Here is a 17,284-nt window from a genome sequence, read left to right as displayed (position 1 = left end):
AGGATTTCTATGCTGTATGTACTCGTAGGTCTCGCAGGTGTTCTCGGTGCCTCGGCACGGTATGGGCTCGGACTGCTGATTAGCGACTTCACGACTGGTCCGTTTCCGTGGGCGACGCTTGCGATCAACTTGATCGGGAGTTTTCTTCTCGGCTATGCGACACACTTTTTATTTCGAACGAAACTCTTACATCAATATGCGATCACAGCCATCGGCACGGGTTTCATCGGCTCCTTTACGACGTTTTCGACATTCAGCGTTGAGACGGTGACCTTACTTAATGAACATCATTTAGCGGACGCGTTCCTCTACGTACTCGTCAGCCTATTTGGCGGTTTGTTCCTGTCTTATGTCGGTTACGCGCTCGGAACACGACGACTGCGTCACGTGACGAAAGGACGTGAGTGAATGATGCTACTTGCTCTCGCCATCGGTGCTTTTTGCGGCGCCATCAGTCGGTTTGCCGTCAGTCAATGGATGAAGACGGTTTGGAAACGTGAATTTCCACTAGCGACGTTCCTGATTAACGTAATCGGTTCGTTTTTGCTTGGTCTCGTCATCGGTGCGCATCTCGATACGACATGGACGTTACTCTTAGGTACCGGTTTCCTTGGATCATTTACAACGTTCTCGACGTTCAAAATCGAGACGTTGCAGTTATTTCAGGACGGAAATCGTAAAGTACTTACCCTCTACCTCATCTCGAGCTACGGTTTCGGAATTCTTGCAGCGTTCCTTGGAATTACACTTACAGCTTGAACGAAACAAGAGGCGACGGAAAAATCCGTCGCCTCTTGTCGTATCCGTTTCAGTTTAATCATTCATCCAGAATAGACCGACCGTCTCTGCTCCGGCATGCGTCCCGATTGCTGGTCCGAACGTGCCTTCGAGAATCGTCAAATCTGGGAACTTCGCTGCGACTTGTTGCCGCAGTTCCGCTGCCATTTCCGGTGCCATCGTCGTCGCGACATAAATCCGGTTCTTGTAGAACGTGTGCTGACGCATCGATTCATCGATTTGTTTAACCATTTCGATGTAAGCTTTCTTTAAAGAACGTGCTTTTTTGAATGGTACGATTTTTCCTGCTTCATCCGTCGTGATGATCGGTTTGATGCTGAGTAGGTTCGCAAGGAACAAGTCACCAGATGAGACACGTCCACCCCGGCGCATCGTCTCCATATTACCGACGATCATATAGAAATGGGTCTTTTTCGTCAACGCTTGTAAGGCTGCGACGATTTCCTCGACGGATTTCCCCTGTGCCGCGAGCTCCATCCCGTAACGAATGAACTCTTGTTGGTTCTCAAACGCTGTATGAGAGTCGATGATATGAACCGGGAAGCTGGCTGCTTCCGCTGCTGATGCTGAACTTTGGACGGTACTTGAGAGCCCGTTCGTACAGTGCACTGCAATGGCACAGTCATAACCTTCTTCTTTCAGACGTTCATATGTTCCAACGAACTCCCCAAAGATTGGTTGTGATGTTTTGGCAATCAGCTTTTTGTCCGCATCTAGCGCACGGAACAAACGCTCGACCGTGATCGCATTCTCTTGGTACGCCGTATCACCGAGTAAGATTTGAATCGGTACGACATTGACGCCGATCGCTTCTGCCTCTTCCTTCTTGAAATAGGCCATACTATCGGTCACCCATGCTATTTTAGTCATTTTCCTTAGCCTCCGTTAGATTCTTCTCGCTTTATCCTACCATATACAGAAGTGGAAATCGCAAGAAACGTCATGACATCATCTGAAAATGAAACGATGTACGCTTATGATAGTGCTCATCGGCATGCAAGACGACGGAAGGAAAATTCGGTTGGTTGATCGCATCCGGTAATCCTTGTGTCTCAAAACAGATTCCGAGGTATGGGGTTGCGCGTCTTCCACAAATCGTAAACTCGCCCGACAAATGATTAGCAGTGTAGACGACGACTCCCGGTTGATCCGTCACGACGCGCAATCGCCGCCCACTGATTGGCTCATCGAGAACGATTTCTCCACCCTCTCTAAGCAGGAAGGGATGATCAACCCCACTACCTGCTTGGCGGAGTTGTTCATCTGATGCATGTGTCACTTCATGCAGGGGACGGGTATCGAGAAAATCAAAGACGGTGTCTGTCACCGGGAGAATATCACCGGTCGGTACCGCATCTTTCGTCAACGGAACATAAAAAGGTGCATCCATTCGTAACAGATGCTGTTCAATCGTCGTCTTCGCCTCACCCGTCAAGTTAAAGTACGTATGATTCGTCGGACTGAATGGTGTCGAAGCTGTCGTCTCCGCTTCATAATGGATATGCAGGACGTTCTCGTCCGTCCATTCGAACGTCAGCGTGAACGACAAGTGCCCCGGATAGCCGTTCTCCCCACTCGGACTATCTAAACGTAGAACAAGTTTGTCGTCGTTGATTTCGTGCGTGAACATTCGGTTCGCCCAATTTTCGCTTCCTCCATGGAGGTGATGTTCACCCTCATTTTGTTCGAGTACATACGTCATTCCTTCCAACGCAAACGCACCATTCGCAATTCGTCCGCCGACGCGTCCGATCGTGGCGCCTAAGTGATGCGGATCATCTTGGTATTCTGATAGGTCGTCAAACGCGAGTACGACATTTTCGACCATTCCATGTTGATCCGGAACCCGGATGGCAAGAATTTTTGCGCCTCGGTTCAAGATATCGATACTATGCCCATGCACATTCTGTAACGTGAATCGTAACAAGGACTGATCTCCTAGTTGCCCTACTTCTGTTGTCGTAATCATCATTTGCTTCCTCCTGTACGATACGTTTTCCTGTTTTCGTATTTACCCTCGGAACGAGACAAAAAAACAACAATGGCAAAAGACCATTGTTGTTACAGAGACGGAAGTGGTAATCGCACTTCGATCCGAGTCCCTTGATGGATGATCGAGTGGACGTGTAATGTTGCAGTCGGACCGTATGTCACGTCTAATGCGCGTCGAATCAGGAACAGATTCGAATCCCCCGCCTCCTGTTGATCCAGTTGTTGCATCACGGCAAGCGGCATCCCTTGTCCGTTATCCGTGACTTCGATGACCCAGTCTGTCGTCGCCTTGAAGGCACGGACATCAATCCGGTGATGGCGCCCTGCCTTTACGAACGCATGACGCAGTGCATTATCGACGAGCTGTGTCACAAGGAACGGGAAAACGAAGTATTCTTCAACAGCGGTCTCGATATCAAGATCGACCGTGATATCGGCGGAGGTCAGTTGATTCGGGCGACGTCGTGTTCCTTCTAGTGATAAATAGGCTTTCAGGGTCGCCAGTTCCTCGCGTAGTGGATGTTCATCATGCCGCGTCGCTGTCGTCAACAGTTGAAGCAGTGCATTCAATTGATGTTTCACGGGAGTTCCCGGATCAGCTGTCCGCTGGATTTCTTCGATGATGCCTTTCAGATAGCTGACGTGTAACATCGGTTTCATCTTTCTTCCGCTTAACCGGAGCAACTGATCTTCTCGGTACATATGCAACTCTCGTGCTAATAAACGGACGAGTTGTTCCGTCATCCGCTCGACGGTGTCGTCAAATAAGTCTTTCGAAAAGTAACAGATGACCCCTGCTTTTTGACCGTTAATGCGCATCGGATGAAAACTGAGAATTTGTCCCGTCTGCTCGTCTTCCTGTCGGACGGGTTCTTCTGCTTCGATCCATCGTTGCTCCTCGCGTCTCGGTTGCTCGCCACAGACTGCTGGTTGCTGGTCCGTCATATCGATGACGACCTCTGTCGCCCCGAGCACGACGATCCGTTGCATCTTTGTCTCCTTCAATAACGTCGCTCCGATCTGTCGCGCGACTTCCGAAGTCAATCCCTGCTTTCGTAAGGGTTGTAATGCTTGCAATAGACGATCGGATCGCTCGGTTTGCCGGACGAAGAGTGCTCCTTCGAGTCGAAGTTGTGTCCGTAAGATCATGATGAACAGTACGACCCCACATATGTTTGCGAACAGTAACGGAAAAGCGGCACGACTCATCAAATCAAGTGCTTTTGCCGTATCCGGTGCAAGTAATAGCGTGATTCCACTTTCAAACAGCAATGCTGTCAAGACGATACCGATGGGCGGAACAATTGCATAACCATCATGCAAACGCCAGCGTTTTCGATACCAGCCGCTCGCAAGTCCAGCGAGCATGGCGATGATCCAACCGGCTTCTGCCCCTAACGAACCGAGTACGTAGCGGTGTAGACCAACCAAACATCCCGTGATGCCGCCGATCACGGGTCCACCAATCAATCCGCTCGTCACGATGACAGCGAGTCGGGTATCAAGCAACAAGGCATCTTTTTCGACGGCTAATCCGAGTAACGGATCAATCGTCGTATCTTGCGAAAGTTCAATTCCTGCGTAGTTCATCAAAATACCGGATGACACGAATGCGAAGAGCAGTGGAAGATTCATTCCGCGGTCCATCTTGAATATGTATCGGGAAATGCGCCACTGGGACAATAAATAGGCTAACAGTGCTAACATACCTAAACGACTCAGTAAGAATGGAATCTGCTCGAGCACGGAATACCTCCTCGTTTCATAGGACGCGATTGAACAATAAAGTAGCTGTAGATTACATTCCCGCTCCTCTCTGCATTTTCCTATCACGACTACCCAAAGTTCGCACAATCCGTCTATTCTTGATTTTTTGACTGATGTGATATAAAAAAGCCGGCTCCTCCATGAGGAACCGACCATCTTATGCTTCTGCTTGTTCAGCTGGATGCAACCAAATCTTGACGCGGTTGATTTGATAGTTCTCCATCTCCATCACCTCGACAGAGAAGTCTGGTGTATCGATATGCTCACCTGGCTGAAGATCGATGTTGTGCATCTGAATCCAGCCACCGATCGTATCGACATCTTCGACATTCGTAAAGCGAATGTTGAAACGTTCTTCCAAGTCAGCGAGCAAGACTGTACCGTCGAGTAGGAACTCGTCCGATTTGACCTGTTCAATTTCCTCGACTTCATCTGCGTCGAATTCATCACGGATTTCACCGACGATTTCTTCGAGTAAGTCTTCCATCGAGACGAGACCTGCCGTTCCACCGTATTCATCGACGACGAGAACGAGATGGGTCCGGGTCCGTTTCATCTTGCGAAGTGTCTCTTGAAGCGACGTCACTTCCGAAACAACCGGTAAATCCTTGATGTAATGCGTCACCGGATGCTCATTGCCGTTCGCATAATCCGTCAAGACTTCCTTGACGTTGACGTATCCGAGAATCCGGTCCTTATCGTTTTCTTCTGTGACCGGGTAACGCGTGTATGGATTATCCATGAAGATTTCCATCAGTTCATCCTTTGTCAAACGTTCCGAGATCGTCTCCATCCGCATCCGCGGCACCATCAAGTCTTTGACGATGTGCTCATCAAACGCAAAGACGTTTTGCATGAGGGCAAGTTCTGTTTGGTTGATTTCACCACTTTGGAAACTTTGCGCCATGATGATTTTCAATTCATCTTCCGAGTGGGCTTGTTCATGCCCTGCTGGTTTGACACCGAACAGACCGAGGAATAAGCGCGCTGAACCGTTGAGTAACCAAATGAATGGGTACATGATTTTACCGAACACATAAAGTGGACGGGCGAACAACAATGTCATGCGTTCTGCATACTGAATCGCAAGCGTCTTCGGAGCGAGTTCACCGATGACGACGTGTAAGAACGTGACGGATACGAATGCGATACCAAACGACAAGAGTGTCGAAACAGCAGCAGAGATCCCGAAGTCATCGAAGACAGGGTGCAAAATCTTTTCAACAGTTGGTTCACCAAGTGCCCCAAGACCAAGTGCCGTGACCGTGATCCCAAGCTGACAGGCAGACAAGTAGTAATCAAGATCGCCCGCGATTTTTTTCGCAAGGACGGCACTTTTGTTCCCTTCTTGAATCATTTGATCCAAACGCGACATCCGAACCTTAACGACAGCAAATTCCGATCCGACGAAAAACGCCGTCAACGCAATCAACAAGACCACTAAAAATAAATTGATGAATAATATAGTATCCAAAATCCCCTAAACAGGGGTCACCTCCATTGTTTTGTATTAAAGCTGTGCAATCAAGGAAGCAATCAATGTTAGACGCCGGGACAGTTCTAAGCGGATCGCTTGTTTTTCGACGTCCGTCGAATGTAACAAACGCTGCTCGAGTCCTTCAACCGTCGCCTGAAGTTGTTTCACTTCCTGATAAATCGTCTCCCCTGTTTTTTGTTCCCGTTCCGTAAAAGAAGCAAGAATCTCTTGCAGGGAAAGCCGTTGAGACTTCAAATATTCAATCTTTTCGATTTGATGAATGACCGATTCGTCATACAGACGGTAGCCAGAAGCGGTACGCTCTGGTGTTAACAGACCGAGTGATGTGTAGTAATCGATCGTTCGTTTTGATAAGCCGGTGGTCTCCGCGACCTGACCGATTCGAAGTAACGCCTTCCCAAAAGATTCTCACCTCCTTTCTATAGCTAGTTCTTTTATCTTATCATGTCAAAACCATACAGTAAAACGTCGCGCTTTTTAAGAGAAAAAAAACGACTACTCCCGTTCGCACGAGAATAATCGTTTCATCCCACTTTTTCATACGGTTGCTACAGGTTCTTCGACTGGTACACCGACGATCGAGCGTTCCAGTAATTCAACGACATCGTACGTAGCAACCGCCTCGTCGACTTCCTTCGCCTTCGTGCCGTCACTGAGCATCGTCAGACAGTACGGACATGCTGACCCAATGACAGACGGTTGGACCGTCAACAATTGTTCCGTCCGTGCGACGTTGACGCGTGCGCCGACTTTTTCTTCTTGCCACATCATCCCGCCGCCAGCACCGCAACACATCCCTTTTTCCCGATTGCGTTCCGTCTCGACGAGCGTGATTCCTGGAATCTTCTCGAGAATATAACGTGGTGCGTCGTAAATATCATTGTAACGACCGAGATAACACGAATCGTGATAAACGACACGCTCCTTGACTTCATGGAGCGGTGTAATCCGTTTCTCGTCAATCAGTCGTGCGAGCAATTCCGTATGGTGATACACTTCAACGTCCGGACTCAGTCCGAAGTCGGGATACTCGTTTTTAAATGTATTGTAGGCATGCGGATCAATCGTGACAATCTTTTTGACGCCGTATTTCTCAAATGATTTGATGTTTGCTTCTGCGAGTTCTTGGAACAAGACTTCGTTCCCGATTCGACGTGGTGTATCGCCCGAGTTTTTCTCATCGTTTCCGAGAATCGCAAACGAGATATTGGCCTCGTTAAGAATACGTGCAAACGCCATCGCGATTTTTTGACTTCGGTTATCGTACGATCCCATCGCACCAACCCAGAACAGGTACTCGAAGTCTTCGCCCGCTTTTTTCTTCTCCTTTGCTGTCGGAACGACGAGTTCATCACGGTTTTTCCGCCAGTTTTCGCGTTCTTTCCGGTTCATCCCCCACGGATTACCTTGACGTTCGATGTTCGCCATCGTCCGTTGCATCTCCGGATCCATCTTGCCTTCCATCATGACGAGGTGACGACGGAGGTCGATGATCTTATCGACATGTTCGTTCATGACTGGACACTGATCTTCACAGTTCCGGCATGTCGTACACGCCCAGATCTCTTCTTCCGTAATGACATTCCCAATCAATGAATCGGGAACAATATCCATCTGTCCGGCTGCTGCCAGTGAAGCGATCTGATTGCCTTGCGATCCTTCGAACGCAAAGGCAGGTGCCCATGGCGAGCGCTGTGTGATCGCTGCCGTTTTCATGTTGAGATGGTCTCGTAATTTAACGATCAAATCCATCGGCGACAGCATCTTCCCCGTTCCGCTTGCTGGGCACATATTCGTACAGCGTCCACACTCGACGCAGGCATATAGATCAACGAGCTGTTTCTGATTGAAATCTTCGATTCGGTTGACCCCGAAGCTGAATTCCGCTTCGTCGTCTTCCGCCTCTTCCATGACCGATAGATCGATCGGTGCCAAACGCCCGACTTTCGACGTTCGACCGAGCCAAACGTTTGCTGTACCGGCAATCAAGTGCGCATGTTTACCTTGCGGGATGTAAACCATGAAGCTAAGTAAGAACAATAAGTGTGCCCACCAGAAGAAAACGAATAATCCGAACGCAATTGACTCCGGCACCCAACTGAATAAGAACGCGATGCTTGAAGCAACCGGTTCACCGAGCGTCGAATGATTCTCATAAACAAGGAAGAATCCGTTCCCGAACAGGACGGCGACCATCAAACCACCGATGAAGATCAACGCAAGACCTGCCATGAAGTTTCGTTTCAAACGGACGAGTTTTTCGACGTACCGGCGATAAAATCCCCAAACGACGGCAATCAAGATGACGAGCATGACGATTTCTTGGAAGAATGTAAAAATCGGATAGAGCGGACCGAGTGGGACGTGCGGGAAACGCTGACCGACTGCGAGTCCTTTCCAGATAAAATCAATCGCTCCGAATTGAACGAGTAAGAAGCCATAGAACATCATGACGTGGATGGCGCCACTTTTCTTATCCTTTAATAATTTCTTTTGACCGAAGACGTTGACTAAGACTGCGTCTATTCGTTCTTTGTTCGTCAGTGTCCATTCCGCCTTTTTCCCCCGTTTAATGGCGGCATAACGACTTTTGACGAGTGACGTGAACAGATAGCCCGCATAGCCGATGACGAGTAGGAAGGCAATCCAGTTGATGAGTAAAAACGTATTCATGTTCGAACAAACCCCTTTCCCCCTAAAGCAGTTGTGTTGAAATGAGTATAGCATATAATGAATGGCTATTCATTCATTTTTTTCATTTAGTTTTTACTGTGTCACACAAGCAGATAAAGTACTCAAAAAAATCAAGCAGTGGACCATCCACCGCTTGATTTAATCACGTCCAATACATCATTTTTTTAATTTCATCGCATTGGCCATCAGACCAGGGATGTCCGTATTTTCATGCAATCCACTGAACTGTTCGCTTTGTGGACCGTACGCGTAGAGCGGAACGTCAACACCTGTATGCACGGCAGTCGTCCAGCCGACATACGCTCGTTTACTGATCATCTCATTCAATGTCATGACGCGTTTCTTCGCATCCACTTTTTGCAACGTCTGAATTTCTTCAGCCGTCAAATCAAACGTCGTTTCTCGTTTGACGACAGTTGCGATGTTCGATAAGTCGTCGTTGAACTGACGAACCATCTCATCTCCCGTCGCCTTGACGTTTTTCAAGACTTCCGGTTTCGCTACGTACTCATCGTATCCACCGACTGACATACCACCTGTATCATGGTCACCGGCAACGACGACTAAAGTATGTTTATCTTTTGCAGCAAAACGAAGCACTTTTTCGACAGCCTGGTGGAACGCTTCTGCATCCTTCATCGCCCAAGCAGCATCATGCGCGTGACCCGCCCAGTCAATCTGACTTCCTTCTACCATCAAGAAGAAGCCATCGCGATCTTTCTTCAATGTTTGCAGGGCTTTCGATGTCATCGTCGCAAGACTCGGTTGATTCGTGTTTTCCCGGTCCAGTTCTGGTGCCATTCCTTCTTCTGCAAACAATCCAAGAACTTTACGACCGTCCGTCTCATTTAGACTTTCGAGTGAATCCGCATACTGGTATCCTGCTCGTTCTGCTTTCTTCACTAGATTACCAGCCTCTTGAACGCCACCATTTTTCTGATCAAAAAAGAACTTCTGACCGCCACCAAGTAAGACGTCGACTTTCATTTCATCCATGTATTGCTTCGCGATGTCCGCTTCGTTCGCGCGCGTTGCGACGTGTGATGCAAAAACAGCTGGTGTCGCATGGGTGATAGCTGATGTCGAGACAAGTCCTGTTGCTTTGCCCGCTTGATCCGCCCGATCAAGAATAGACGCCACTTCTTTTCCACTTGGATCCATACCGATTGTTCCGTTGTTTGTTTTTGTTCCTGTTGCCATCGCCGTTCCGGCAGCAGCTGAATCGGTCACTTTCGTGTTTGCCGAATACGTCCGCATCATTCCTTTTAAGTGACCGTCGAGTTCCGTCTCCTCGCCTCCTTGATACCAGCGATAATTCGTTGCATAGGCAGCCGAATAACCGTCCGGGATCATGAAGATGACATTTTTAACCTTCGCTTGTTTCGTGTTTTGTTTTGCCTCGACCGGTTGAGCCGATTCATATGTATAGCCCGCAACTCCCGTCATAAGCACTGTTCCGAGAATACTTGTCGCCATCCATTTCCTGTTCATTTGTGTTTCCTCCCTGTTCACGATGATGGTTTCATCATACCGAGCGAATGTAAATGAACGATGGAGACGGCTTTAAGGAATGTAAAGAAACGATAACAGCCGAGTTACCACTTCATCTCTTCAAACATGTAATAGCCTTTGTGCTGTTCTTCTAAATATGCCGATAATGGAAGACGGACGTCTTCACTCGTGATGTACTCCGCTAACTCTGTTTGGTTGATCCACTTCGTCTCAATGATTTCTTCATCGGGATCATTTGGATCAAGTACACCACTCACTTCGCAATCAAAATAAGTCACGAGGCTGTGCGCTTGATAGGTCGGCATGAAGTTCTCCGTTAAGAAGGCAAACGACGACGATGTGACCGTCAAGCCGGTTTCTTCTTCCACCTCGCGACGCAGTGCTTGCTCGAGGGTCTCTCCAGATTCAATCTGTCCACCGGGTAAGCTCCAGCGTTTCTCCTGACCCGATTGATTATGGACGATGAGCAGTTGATCGCCCTTGCGGATGATCGCGACGATGATTCGATAAAGTGGATACATGGTGCTTCCTCCTAAAAAGACCAGCTTGCCTAAAACAAGATGGTCCACTGATTGTTTATTCTAGACCGAGCGACTGTGGCAGACGAACTGCACGTGCGAAGGCATTTTTATAGTCCTTTTTCGCGACTAACTTTTCGACTTCTCGGATTGCTGGATGCTGTTCGTCCGCGAACGCACCAAGAATCGTCAAGTAACGCTCGTATACTTGATCGTCTTCCTGACGTGCTTTCAAGAGTGCTGTATACAGCATGACGGTATCTTCACCGTATAAGACAGGTAGTTCTTCGTTAATTAAAAGCAGTGTATCAATCGCTTCTGGATCGACCTTCGGATTATATTCCGTGATGACCTGCTCTGCGAGTCCTTCGAGTTGATCGCGCCATTCGTTGTAACGCGGCTCATCGTTCTCGAGCCATTCAAACCATTCCTCTTCCAACATCTGCTCCATTTGACGTACTGTTTGTTCAAATGCCATTCGTCTCACTCCGTTCCCAAGTTAAATCAATCATATACGTACCGACTGCTTGTCCATTCATCTTTAATGTATAGCGAAACTGCATCTGCTGCCGTTTCATCTCAATCGTCTTCGTGTCCGTTTCCATCAACATCTGACCGAATTGACTGCCATATTGGCTTTTGGTCGTCTCTCCTAAAATGAAGACGTGATGCATCGCAACAGGACCTTTGCGATTCAAAGCGATCTGGTCTTTTGACCATTTGATCGTCGTATCGATCGGTTGTTCATCCGGCTGAACGAACTTCACGGCAAAACCGTCTTTTGTTTCGAACAATGTGCCGTCCGCCTCAAGTTCGACCGATTCACGCATCGGACCATCTTCGATCGTCGTCACTTGTCGTAATGACACCGGGTACTTTACTGGTTTCACTTCTATCACCTCATCGTTTAGCGTACACGATTTTTTCGTCTGATGCACCTTCTGCTTACATGCAAGAAAAAAACGGATTCGATGTACTTCGAATCCATTCCAGATTGTAGACAAATGGACTGACTCAAAAAATGACGCACCTTTTCACGCCCTTTCCTCAGGCGAGACACAAGCCAGTTTTCCCGCTCCATTCGAGCAGGAAAACGGGTCTTGTTTGTCTCTGACAGCGCAAAATTGCGCTTTTTCCTGTAGGAGTGGCGTGTAACGTGTCATTTTTTTACATCGAAAGAACAATCAGAGAAGCGTTTTGTTCACTCGACATCGCTTCCTAGGGAAAAACAAGCAAGAGCGACCCTGCAGCGAAGCGAAGCGGCGCGATGCTTGTCCCAGGAAAACGATGCGAGACGAACAAAAAAAGCGCAATCCTTCTCGTTAGAGAACAATTGCACTTATCTTCAGTCTCAAACGGATTCGATGTACTTCGAATCCGTTCAAAACATATTAGCGCACACGGTACAGACGAGCTTCGAATGGACGAAGTTCCAGTTCTGTTCCTTCATGGTGCATCGTCGGATAGTTGCCAAGCAACATATTGTCCGAGTGCAAGATGATGTCCGTATCGATTTCTGCTGTTTCACCTTTTAAGTTCGTAACGATCAAGAATTGTTCGTCACCAAACGTCCGTGTATACGCGTAGACTTTCGTATCTTCCGGTAAGATGAGATCATACGCGCCGTAGATCAACGTCTCTTCCATCTTACGGATTTGGATCATTCGTTTGTAGAAGTTCAAGATCGAATCTTCATCTTGTTCTTGCGACGCGACGTTGATGTCCGCGTAGTTCGGGTTGACACCGAACCATGGAGATTGATTTGAGAAGCCACCGTTTTGCTCATTCGTCCATTGCATTGGTGTGCGTGAGTTATCACGAGACGAGTTCCAGATGACTTCCATGATTTCCTCATGTGTCTTCCCGGAAGCGAGTTGCATCTCGTACATGTTTTTTGTCGCAACATCATCATAATCCGAGATGTCCGGGAATTGAACGTTCGTCATCCCGATCTCTTGTCCTTGGTAGATGAACGGTGTGCCTTGCATGAAGAAATACATCATCGCAAGCGACTTCGCGCTCTCTTTCCAGTACTGTTCCTCGTCACCCCAAAGGGAGACCGAACGAACCTTATCGTGGTTTTCGAGGTATAACGCATTCCAACCTGTTGCTTCAAGTCCTTTTTGCCATTTCGTCAGCACTTGTTTCAGTTTGACGACGTCGACGCCTTTTTCTGCATCTGCACGCCAGAGATCCATGTGCTCGAACTGGAAGACCATGTTCATCTTACCGTTCTCTTCTCCGACCCAGAGATCCGCTTCTTCCGGTGTGACGCCGTTTGCTTCTCCGACTGTCATGATATCGTATTTCGAGAACGTCTCATCCTTCAACTCTTCGAGATACGCATGGATGCCTTCGACGTTCATGTGCATATCGAATGAAGGGACATACGGCATACCGAGCGGATTCGGGAGATCAGCGAATGATTGATCCTTGTTGATGTGACTGATCGCATCGATTCGGAAACCGTCGATACCTTTATCGAGCCACCAGTTGATCATCGTATAGACGGCTTGACGCATGTCGCGGTTTTGCCAGTTCAAGTCTGGTTGACGACGAGAGAAGACGTGCAGGAAGTACTGCTCAGTCTTTTCGTCATATTCCCATGCTGATCCACCGAAAATACTTTCCCAGTTGTTCGGTTCTCCACCATTGACCGCATCTTTCCAGATGTACCAATCGCGTTTCTCATTATCTTTTGACGAACGTGATTCAAGGAACCACGGGTGTTCATCCGATGTGTGGTTAACGACGAGATCAAGCAAGACCTTGATGTCGCGCTTATGCGCTTCTTCCATCAAGAGATCGAAGTCCGTCATCGTACCGAACTCATCCATGATGTCTTCATAATCACTAATGTCATATCCGTTATCGTCGTTCGGTGACTTGAACATCGGGCAAATCCAAAGAACGTCGACGCCAAGATCCTTCAAATAATCCAATTTTGCGATGATACCCGGAATATCGCCGATTCCATCGTTGTTTGCATCGTAAAAGCTGCGTGGATAGATTTGGTAAGCAACTGCTTCTTTCCACCAAGCTCGTGTAATTGTTTGTTGGGCCGTTTCAGGGCGCGGTATCATTTGTGTCATGTGTCGTGAATCCTCTCGTAGGTCAGTCTTTGGGGTGTTGTTTTCATCAGTTATTGAACTTCTATACACATAGCGCAACCGATTGCGCAATTCCTCTACCTTCATCTTATCAAATCCACTTTTAAAGTCAATGTTTCGGGGGTGATTCCACCATTTCACATCAACGGTTGTCACTCTTCGTTCACACTGAATATTTCAGATCGTTTTACATTACATTTACTGAATTATCCTACACTGTTTATCGGTCGATTTCTACCCTTTTGCATAACCTTTCCTTCCGAAAGTGAATCTTTTTTTCTTCGTTCGGGTATACCCTTACCAATGCATGTAAAAAAGGGGGATTTTCAGGATGAAGGGACAATTCTTTATTGGTGGGCAATGGCTAGATCACGGACGAGAACGGACGGATGTTACGAATCCAGCAACTGGAGAAGTCGTCGGTAGTGTACCAAACGGAACAAAATCAGACGTCAACGACGCAGTAGAAGCAGCACGGAAGGCATTTCCTGACTGGTCGAAGCGGACAGTCTACGAACGTGCCGAACTTCTCGAGAAGTTATATGCGAAGATGATTGAGAAAAAAGATGAACTGGCTCGCCTGATGACGCTTGAAATGGGGAAACCGCTCGCTGAGTCAGAAGGTGAAGTGCAGTATGCCGCAAACTTCGTCAAATGGTTTGCAGAGGAAGGAAAACGCGCTTATGGGCGTGTCATTCCAACGCATGATGCGAGCAAACGACTTCAAGTCATCAAACAGCCGGTCGGTGTCGTTGCTGCGATCACACCATGGAATTTCCCGGCTGCCATGATTACCCGAAAGCTTGCTCCGGCACTCGTCGCCGGATGTACGTTCGTCATCAAACCACCAACAGCGACTCCGCTTACCGCGCTTCGTCTTCTTGAACTCTGTCAAGAAGTCGGGATTCCAGAAGGCGTCGTCAATGCCGTTACAGGTAGCGGGAAAGCGCTTGGTGAATCACTCGCGACACATCCACATGTCGATAAGATCACTTTCACTGGTTCAACCGAAGTTGGACGGACGCTGATGGCTCAAGGAGCAGAGACGATCAAAGCGATGTCGCTTGAACTTGGCGGACATGCACCGATTCTCGTCTTTGATGACTGTGATCTCGATTTAGCTGTCGCTGAGACGATTAAGTCGAAATTCCGTAATGGCGGTCAAACGTGCGTCTGCGGAAACCGGATTTACGTATCCGACTCGATCTATGATGCGTTCGTTGAAAAACTCGGGCAAGAGACAGCGAAGCTGAAGACCGGAAATGGTCTTGATGCTGAGACGAAGATTGGACCGATGATCAATAAAGCGGGTTACGATAAAGTCAAAAAACATGTTGATGATGCGACATCCGCTGGTGCACGAGTCGTCACGGGCGGAACAGGAACGACGGATGAGGAGAACGATGTCTATTATTATGAAGCAACCGTTCTCGCGGACGTAAAACCCGGCATGCTGATCATGAACGAGGAGACGTTCGGACCTGTTGCTCCCGTCCAGCGTGTCAGTTCTGATGAGGAAGCGGTTCGTTACGCCAACCAGACACCATTCGGTCTCGCTTCGTATGTCTTTACGAAGGATTACGCCCGTGCGATTCGCGCGATCGAAGGGCTTGATTACGGAATCGTCGGCTGGAATGATGGTGTTCCTTCTGCTGCGCAAGCACCATTTGGTGGAATGAAACAATCCGGTCTCGGACGCGAAGGTGGTAGTGAAGGACTCGAAGCCTATCTCGAGACGAAGTACATTTCAATCGGTGGACTAGCGTGAACGCGGCGGATTGGTTCGTCCAATGTTTAGAGGCAGAGGGCGTCACGCATATCTTTGGTGTTCCCGGTGAGGAAAACATCACATTACTCGAATCACTCAGTCGTTCGTCGATCACGTTCATCACGACGCGTCACGAAACGAATGCTGCGTTCATGGCAGCGATGTTCGGTCGCCTGAGTGGACGACCGGGTGTCTGCCTATCGACACTTGGTCCCGGTGCGACCAATATGATGACCGGTATTGCAAGTGCGACGATGGATCATTCCCCTGTCGTCGCGATCACAGGTCAAGGAGCGACAGCACGGCAACACAAAGCATCGCATCAAATATTTGACCTCGTAGACCTCTATCGTCCGGTCACGAAGTCTAGTACATCCGTTCTGTCGGCGGAGGTCATTCCGGAAATCGTGCGACGTGCCTTCGCGACAGCAAAAAGTGAAAAACCAGGGGCAACCCATATCTCTTTTCCAGAAGACATCGCAACACAAGAACGTGATCAAGCAGCGACACCCTTGCAACAAGATAGCACGCCAACACATCTCCATTCCCTGACGATTGATGATCCCGATGCCTTACGTCTGATTGAGCGCGCAAAACGTCCGGTCATCATTGCTGGATTTGGCATCCATCGGCAGCAAGCACTCGATGCGTTTCGAGCATTCGTCGAAAAGCTCCAAGCTCCCGTCGTCGAGACGATGATGGGAAAAGGAGCGATTTCTTCACACCATCCGCTTGCTGCACACACGATCGGTTTACCAGACGTCGATTACAACCAGCGGATTCTCGATGCGAGTGACCTCATCATTACGGTGGGCTACGATATTACGGAGTTACCTCCGCAAAAATGGAACCCGAAAAAGACACCGATCGTCCATTTGGATACGAATCCTCACGAAATCGATGCCTATTATCCGGTCGTCGCGAACGTAGTCGGACCACTCGTCGATATGCTGACTGCATTGACTCCTTTACTGCCCGAGCGAGCGTGGAACGACTGGCAACAAGATCGCGATAAATTACGCGACGAGATTCAAGAAACGTACTCGCTTGCCTTGCCTTTACATCCTCAAAGTATCGTTCGTGAACTCGAACGAACCGTCGGGGAGGATGGCATGGTCTTCTCGGACGTTGGTGCACACAAAGTCTGGCTCGCACGCCATTATCAAACGACACGTCCGGATCAGTTATTCATTTCCAACGGATTTGCTTCGATGGGCTATGGTTTATCGAGTGCGCTCGCAGCCAAGCTGTTATATCCGGACCGGCGAATCGTCTGTGCCGCTGGAGATGGTGCCTTTTTGATGAATGGACAAGATCTCGAGACCGCTGTTCGTCTGAAGCTTCCGCTCGTCGTATTGATTTGGCGTGACGGAACCTATGGACTGATTGAATGGAAACAACAACAAGCGTTTGGGCGTTCGTCTTACATCACGTTTGACAATCCAGACCTCGTTCAACTGGCTCATGCTTTCGGCGCACTCGGTCTCCGTGTCGGTGAACACGGCTCCCTCGCACATTGTCTTGACCAAGCATTTGCAAGTGATGGACCCGTTTTGATTGACTGTCCGGTCGATTACCGGGAAAATCTAAAGTTAAGTGAACGTCTCCGGACGTATGGAGGATGATA

General features: G+C 48.5%; 15 protein-coding genes. 4 read left to right on the top strand and 11 right to left on the bottom strand.

The features are described 5' to 3' along the window. The first annotated feature begins 9 nt into the window (after positions 1 to 9). Positions 10 to 408 carry a fluoride efflux transporter CrcB gene (gene crcB, locus U719_RS01405; protein ID WP_023466830.1) on the top strand — a complete coding sequence of 133 codons (399 nt, stop codon included), beginning with the start codon at positions 10 to 12 and terminating at the stop codon, positions 406 to 408. Beyond that, positions 409 to 759, top strand: a complete 351-nt coding sequence (gene crcB, locus U719_RS01400) for a fluoride efflux transporter CrcB (RefSeq protein ID WP_023466829.1) — start codon at positions 409 to 411, stop codon at positions 757 to 759. It abuts the gene before it with no gap. 54 nt (positions 760 to 813) lie between these two features. Here crcB (U719_RS01400) and U719_RS01395 read toward each other — a convergent pair whose 3' ends face one another. From U719_RS01395 to U719_RS01345, 11 genes are all read right to left on the bottom strand, one after another. Beyond that, the gene (locus U719_RS01395; protein ID WP_023466828.1) at positions 814 to 1,668 is read right to left on the bottom strand and encodes a DegV family protein; all 855 of its coding nucleotides are present in this window, start codon (positions 1,666 to 1,668) and stop codon (positions 814 to 816) included. Positions 1,669 to 1,738: 70 nt separating this feature from the next. Then, the gene (locus U719_RS01390) at positions 1,739 to 2,770 is read right to left on the bottom strand and encodes an aldose epimerase family protein (protein ID WP_023466827.1); all 1,032 of its coding nucleotides are present in this window, start codon (positions 2,768 to 2,770) and stop codon (positions 1,739 to 1,741) included. Positions 2,771 to 2,859: 89 nt separating this feature from the next. After that, positions 2,860 to 4,536, bottom strand: coding sequence for a LytS/YhcK type 5TM receptor domain-containing protein (locus U719_RS01385; RefSeq protein ID WP_023466826.1), 1,677 nt, complete (start codon positions 4,534 to 4,536; stop codon positions 2,860 to 2,862). A gap of 178 nt (positions 4,537 to 4,714) precedes the next feature. Then, positions 4,715 to 6,031: a hemolysin family protein gene (locus tag U719_RS01380; RefSeq protein WP_023466825.1), complete on the bottom strand. Its 1,317-nt coding sequence runs from the start codon at positions 6,029 to 6,031 to the stop codon at positions 4,715 to 4,717. Between the two features lie 36 nt (positions 6,032 to 6,067). Further along, the gene (locus U719_RS17060) at positions 6,068 to 6,436 is read right to left on the bottom strand and encodes a MerR family transcriptional regulator (protein ID WP_035399153.1); all 369 of its coding nucleotides are present in this window, start codon (positions 6,434 to 6,436) and stop codon (positions 6,068 to 6,070) included. A gap of 156 nt (positions 6,437 to 6,592) precedes the next feature. Beyond that, a complete protein-coding gene (locus tag U719_RS01370; RefSeq protein ID WP_023466823.1) occupies positions 6,593 to 8,728 on the bottom strand; it encodes a (Fe-S)-binding protein in 2,136 nt (711 codons plus the stop codon). 177 nt (positions 8,729 to 8,905) lie between these two features. Further along, entirely contained in the window at positions 8,906 to 10,240 is a 1,335-nt protein-coding gene (locus U719_RS01365) for an alkaline phosphatase (RefSeq protein WP_023466822.1), read from the bottom strand. A 104-nt stretch (positions 10,241 to 10,344) separates the two neighbouring features. Continuing rightward, positions 10,345 to 10,782 carry an NUDIX domain-containing protein gene (locus tag U719_RS01360; protein WP_023466821.1) on the bottom strand — a complete coding sequence of 146 codons (438 nt, stop codon included), beginning with the start codon at positions 10,780 to 10,782 and terminating at the stop codon, positions 10,345 to 10,347. Between the two features lie 55 nt (positions 10,783 to 10,837). After that, positions 10,838 to 11,257: a hypothetical protein gene (locus tag U719_RS01355; RefSeq protein WP_023466820.1), complete on the bottom strand. Its 420-nt coding sequence runs from the start codon at positions 11,255 to 11,257 to the stop codon at positions 10,838 to 10,840. Further along, positions 11,247 to 11,669 (bottom strand): DUF1934 domain-containing protein, encoded by a 423-nt coding sequence (locus U719_RS01350; protein WP_235147615.1) that lies wholly within the window; start codon positions 11,667 to 11,669, stop codon positions 11,247 to 11,249. The genes U719_RS01355 and U719_RS01350 overlap by 11 nt, the downstream gene beginning before the upstream one ends. A 501-nt stretch (positions 11,670 to 12,170) precedes the next feature. Beyond that, positions 12,171 to 13,829 carry an alpha-glucosidase gene (locus U719_RS01345; protein ID WP_035399261.1) on the bottom strand — a complete coding sequence of 553 codons (1,659 nt, stop codon included), beginning with the start codon at positions 13,827 to 13,829 and terminating at the stop codon, positions 12,171 to 12,173. 391 nt (positions 13,830 to 14,220) lie between these two features. Here U719_RS01345 and U719_RS01340 point away from each other — a divergent pair, with 391 nt between their 5' ends. Together U719_RS01340 and U719_RS01335 are read left to right on the top strand one after the other, a co-directional pair. After that, positions 14,221 to 15,657 carry an NAD-dependent succinate-semialdehyde dehydrogenase gene (locus tag U719_RS01340; protein ID WP_023466816.1) on the top strand — a complete coding sequence of 479 codons (1,437 nt, stop codon included), beginning with the start codon at positions 14,221 to 14,223 and terminating at the stop codon, positions 15,655 to 15,657. Beyond that, a complete protein-coding gene (locus U719_RS01335) occupies positions 15,654 to 17,282 on the top strand; it encodes an acetolactate synthase large subunit (RefSeq protein WP_023466814.1) in 1,629 nt (542 codons plus the stop codon). Before U719_RS01340 ends, U719_RS01335 begins: the two co-directional genes overlap by 4 nt. The last annotated feature ends 2 nt before the right edge of the window (positions 17,283 to 17,284 follow it).

It is taken from the genome of Exiguobacterium sp. MH3 (assembly GCF_000496635.1).
Lineage (GTDB): Bacteria > Bacillota > Bacilli > Exiguobacteriales > Exiguobacteriaceae > Exiguobacterium_A > Exiguobacterium_A indicum.
Note: the sequence above shows the minus strand (reverse complement) of the source record. Positions and strands in the feature narration are given on the sequence as shown.

Coding starts and splice junctions, on each gene's coding strand:
- crcB (WP_023466830.1), top strand. CDS start 10: ATGCTGTATGTACTCGTAGGTCTCGCAGGTGTTCTCGGTGCCTCGGCA.
- crcB (WP_023466829.1), top strand. CDS start 409: ATGATGCTACTTGCTCTCGCCATCGGTGCTTTTTGCGGCGCCATCAGT.
- U719_RS01395 (WP_023466828.1), bottom strand. CDS start 1,668: ATGACTAAAATAGCATGGGTGACCGATAGTATGGCCTATTTCAAGAAG.
- U719_RS01390 (WP_023466827.1), bottom strand. CDS start 2,770: ATGATGATTACGACAACAGAAGTAGGGCAACTAGGAGATCAGTCCTTG.
- U719_RS01370 (WP_023466823.1), bottom strand. CDS start 8,728: ATGAATACGTTTTTACTCATCAACTGGATTGCCTTCCTACTCGTCATC.
- U719_RS01365 (WP_023466822.1), bottom strand. CDS start 10,240: ATGAACAGGAAATGGATGGCGACAAGTATTCTCGGAACAGTGCTTATG.
- U719_RS01360 (WP_023466821.1), bottom strand. CDS start 10,782: ATGTATCCACTTTATCGAATCATCGTCGCGATCATCCGCAAGGGCGAT.
- U719_RS01355 (WP_023466820.1), bottom strand. CDS start 11,257: ATGGCATTTGAACAAACAGTACGTCAAATGGAGCAGATGTTGGAAGAG.
- U719_RS01340 (WP_023466816.1), top strand. CDS start 14,221: ATGAAGGGACAATTCTTTATTGGTGGGCAATGGCTAGATCACGGACGA.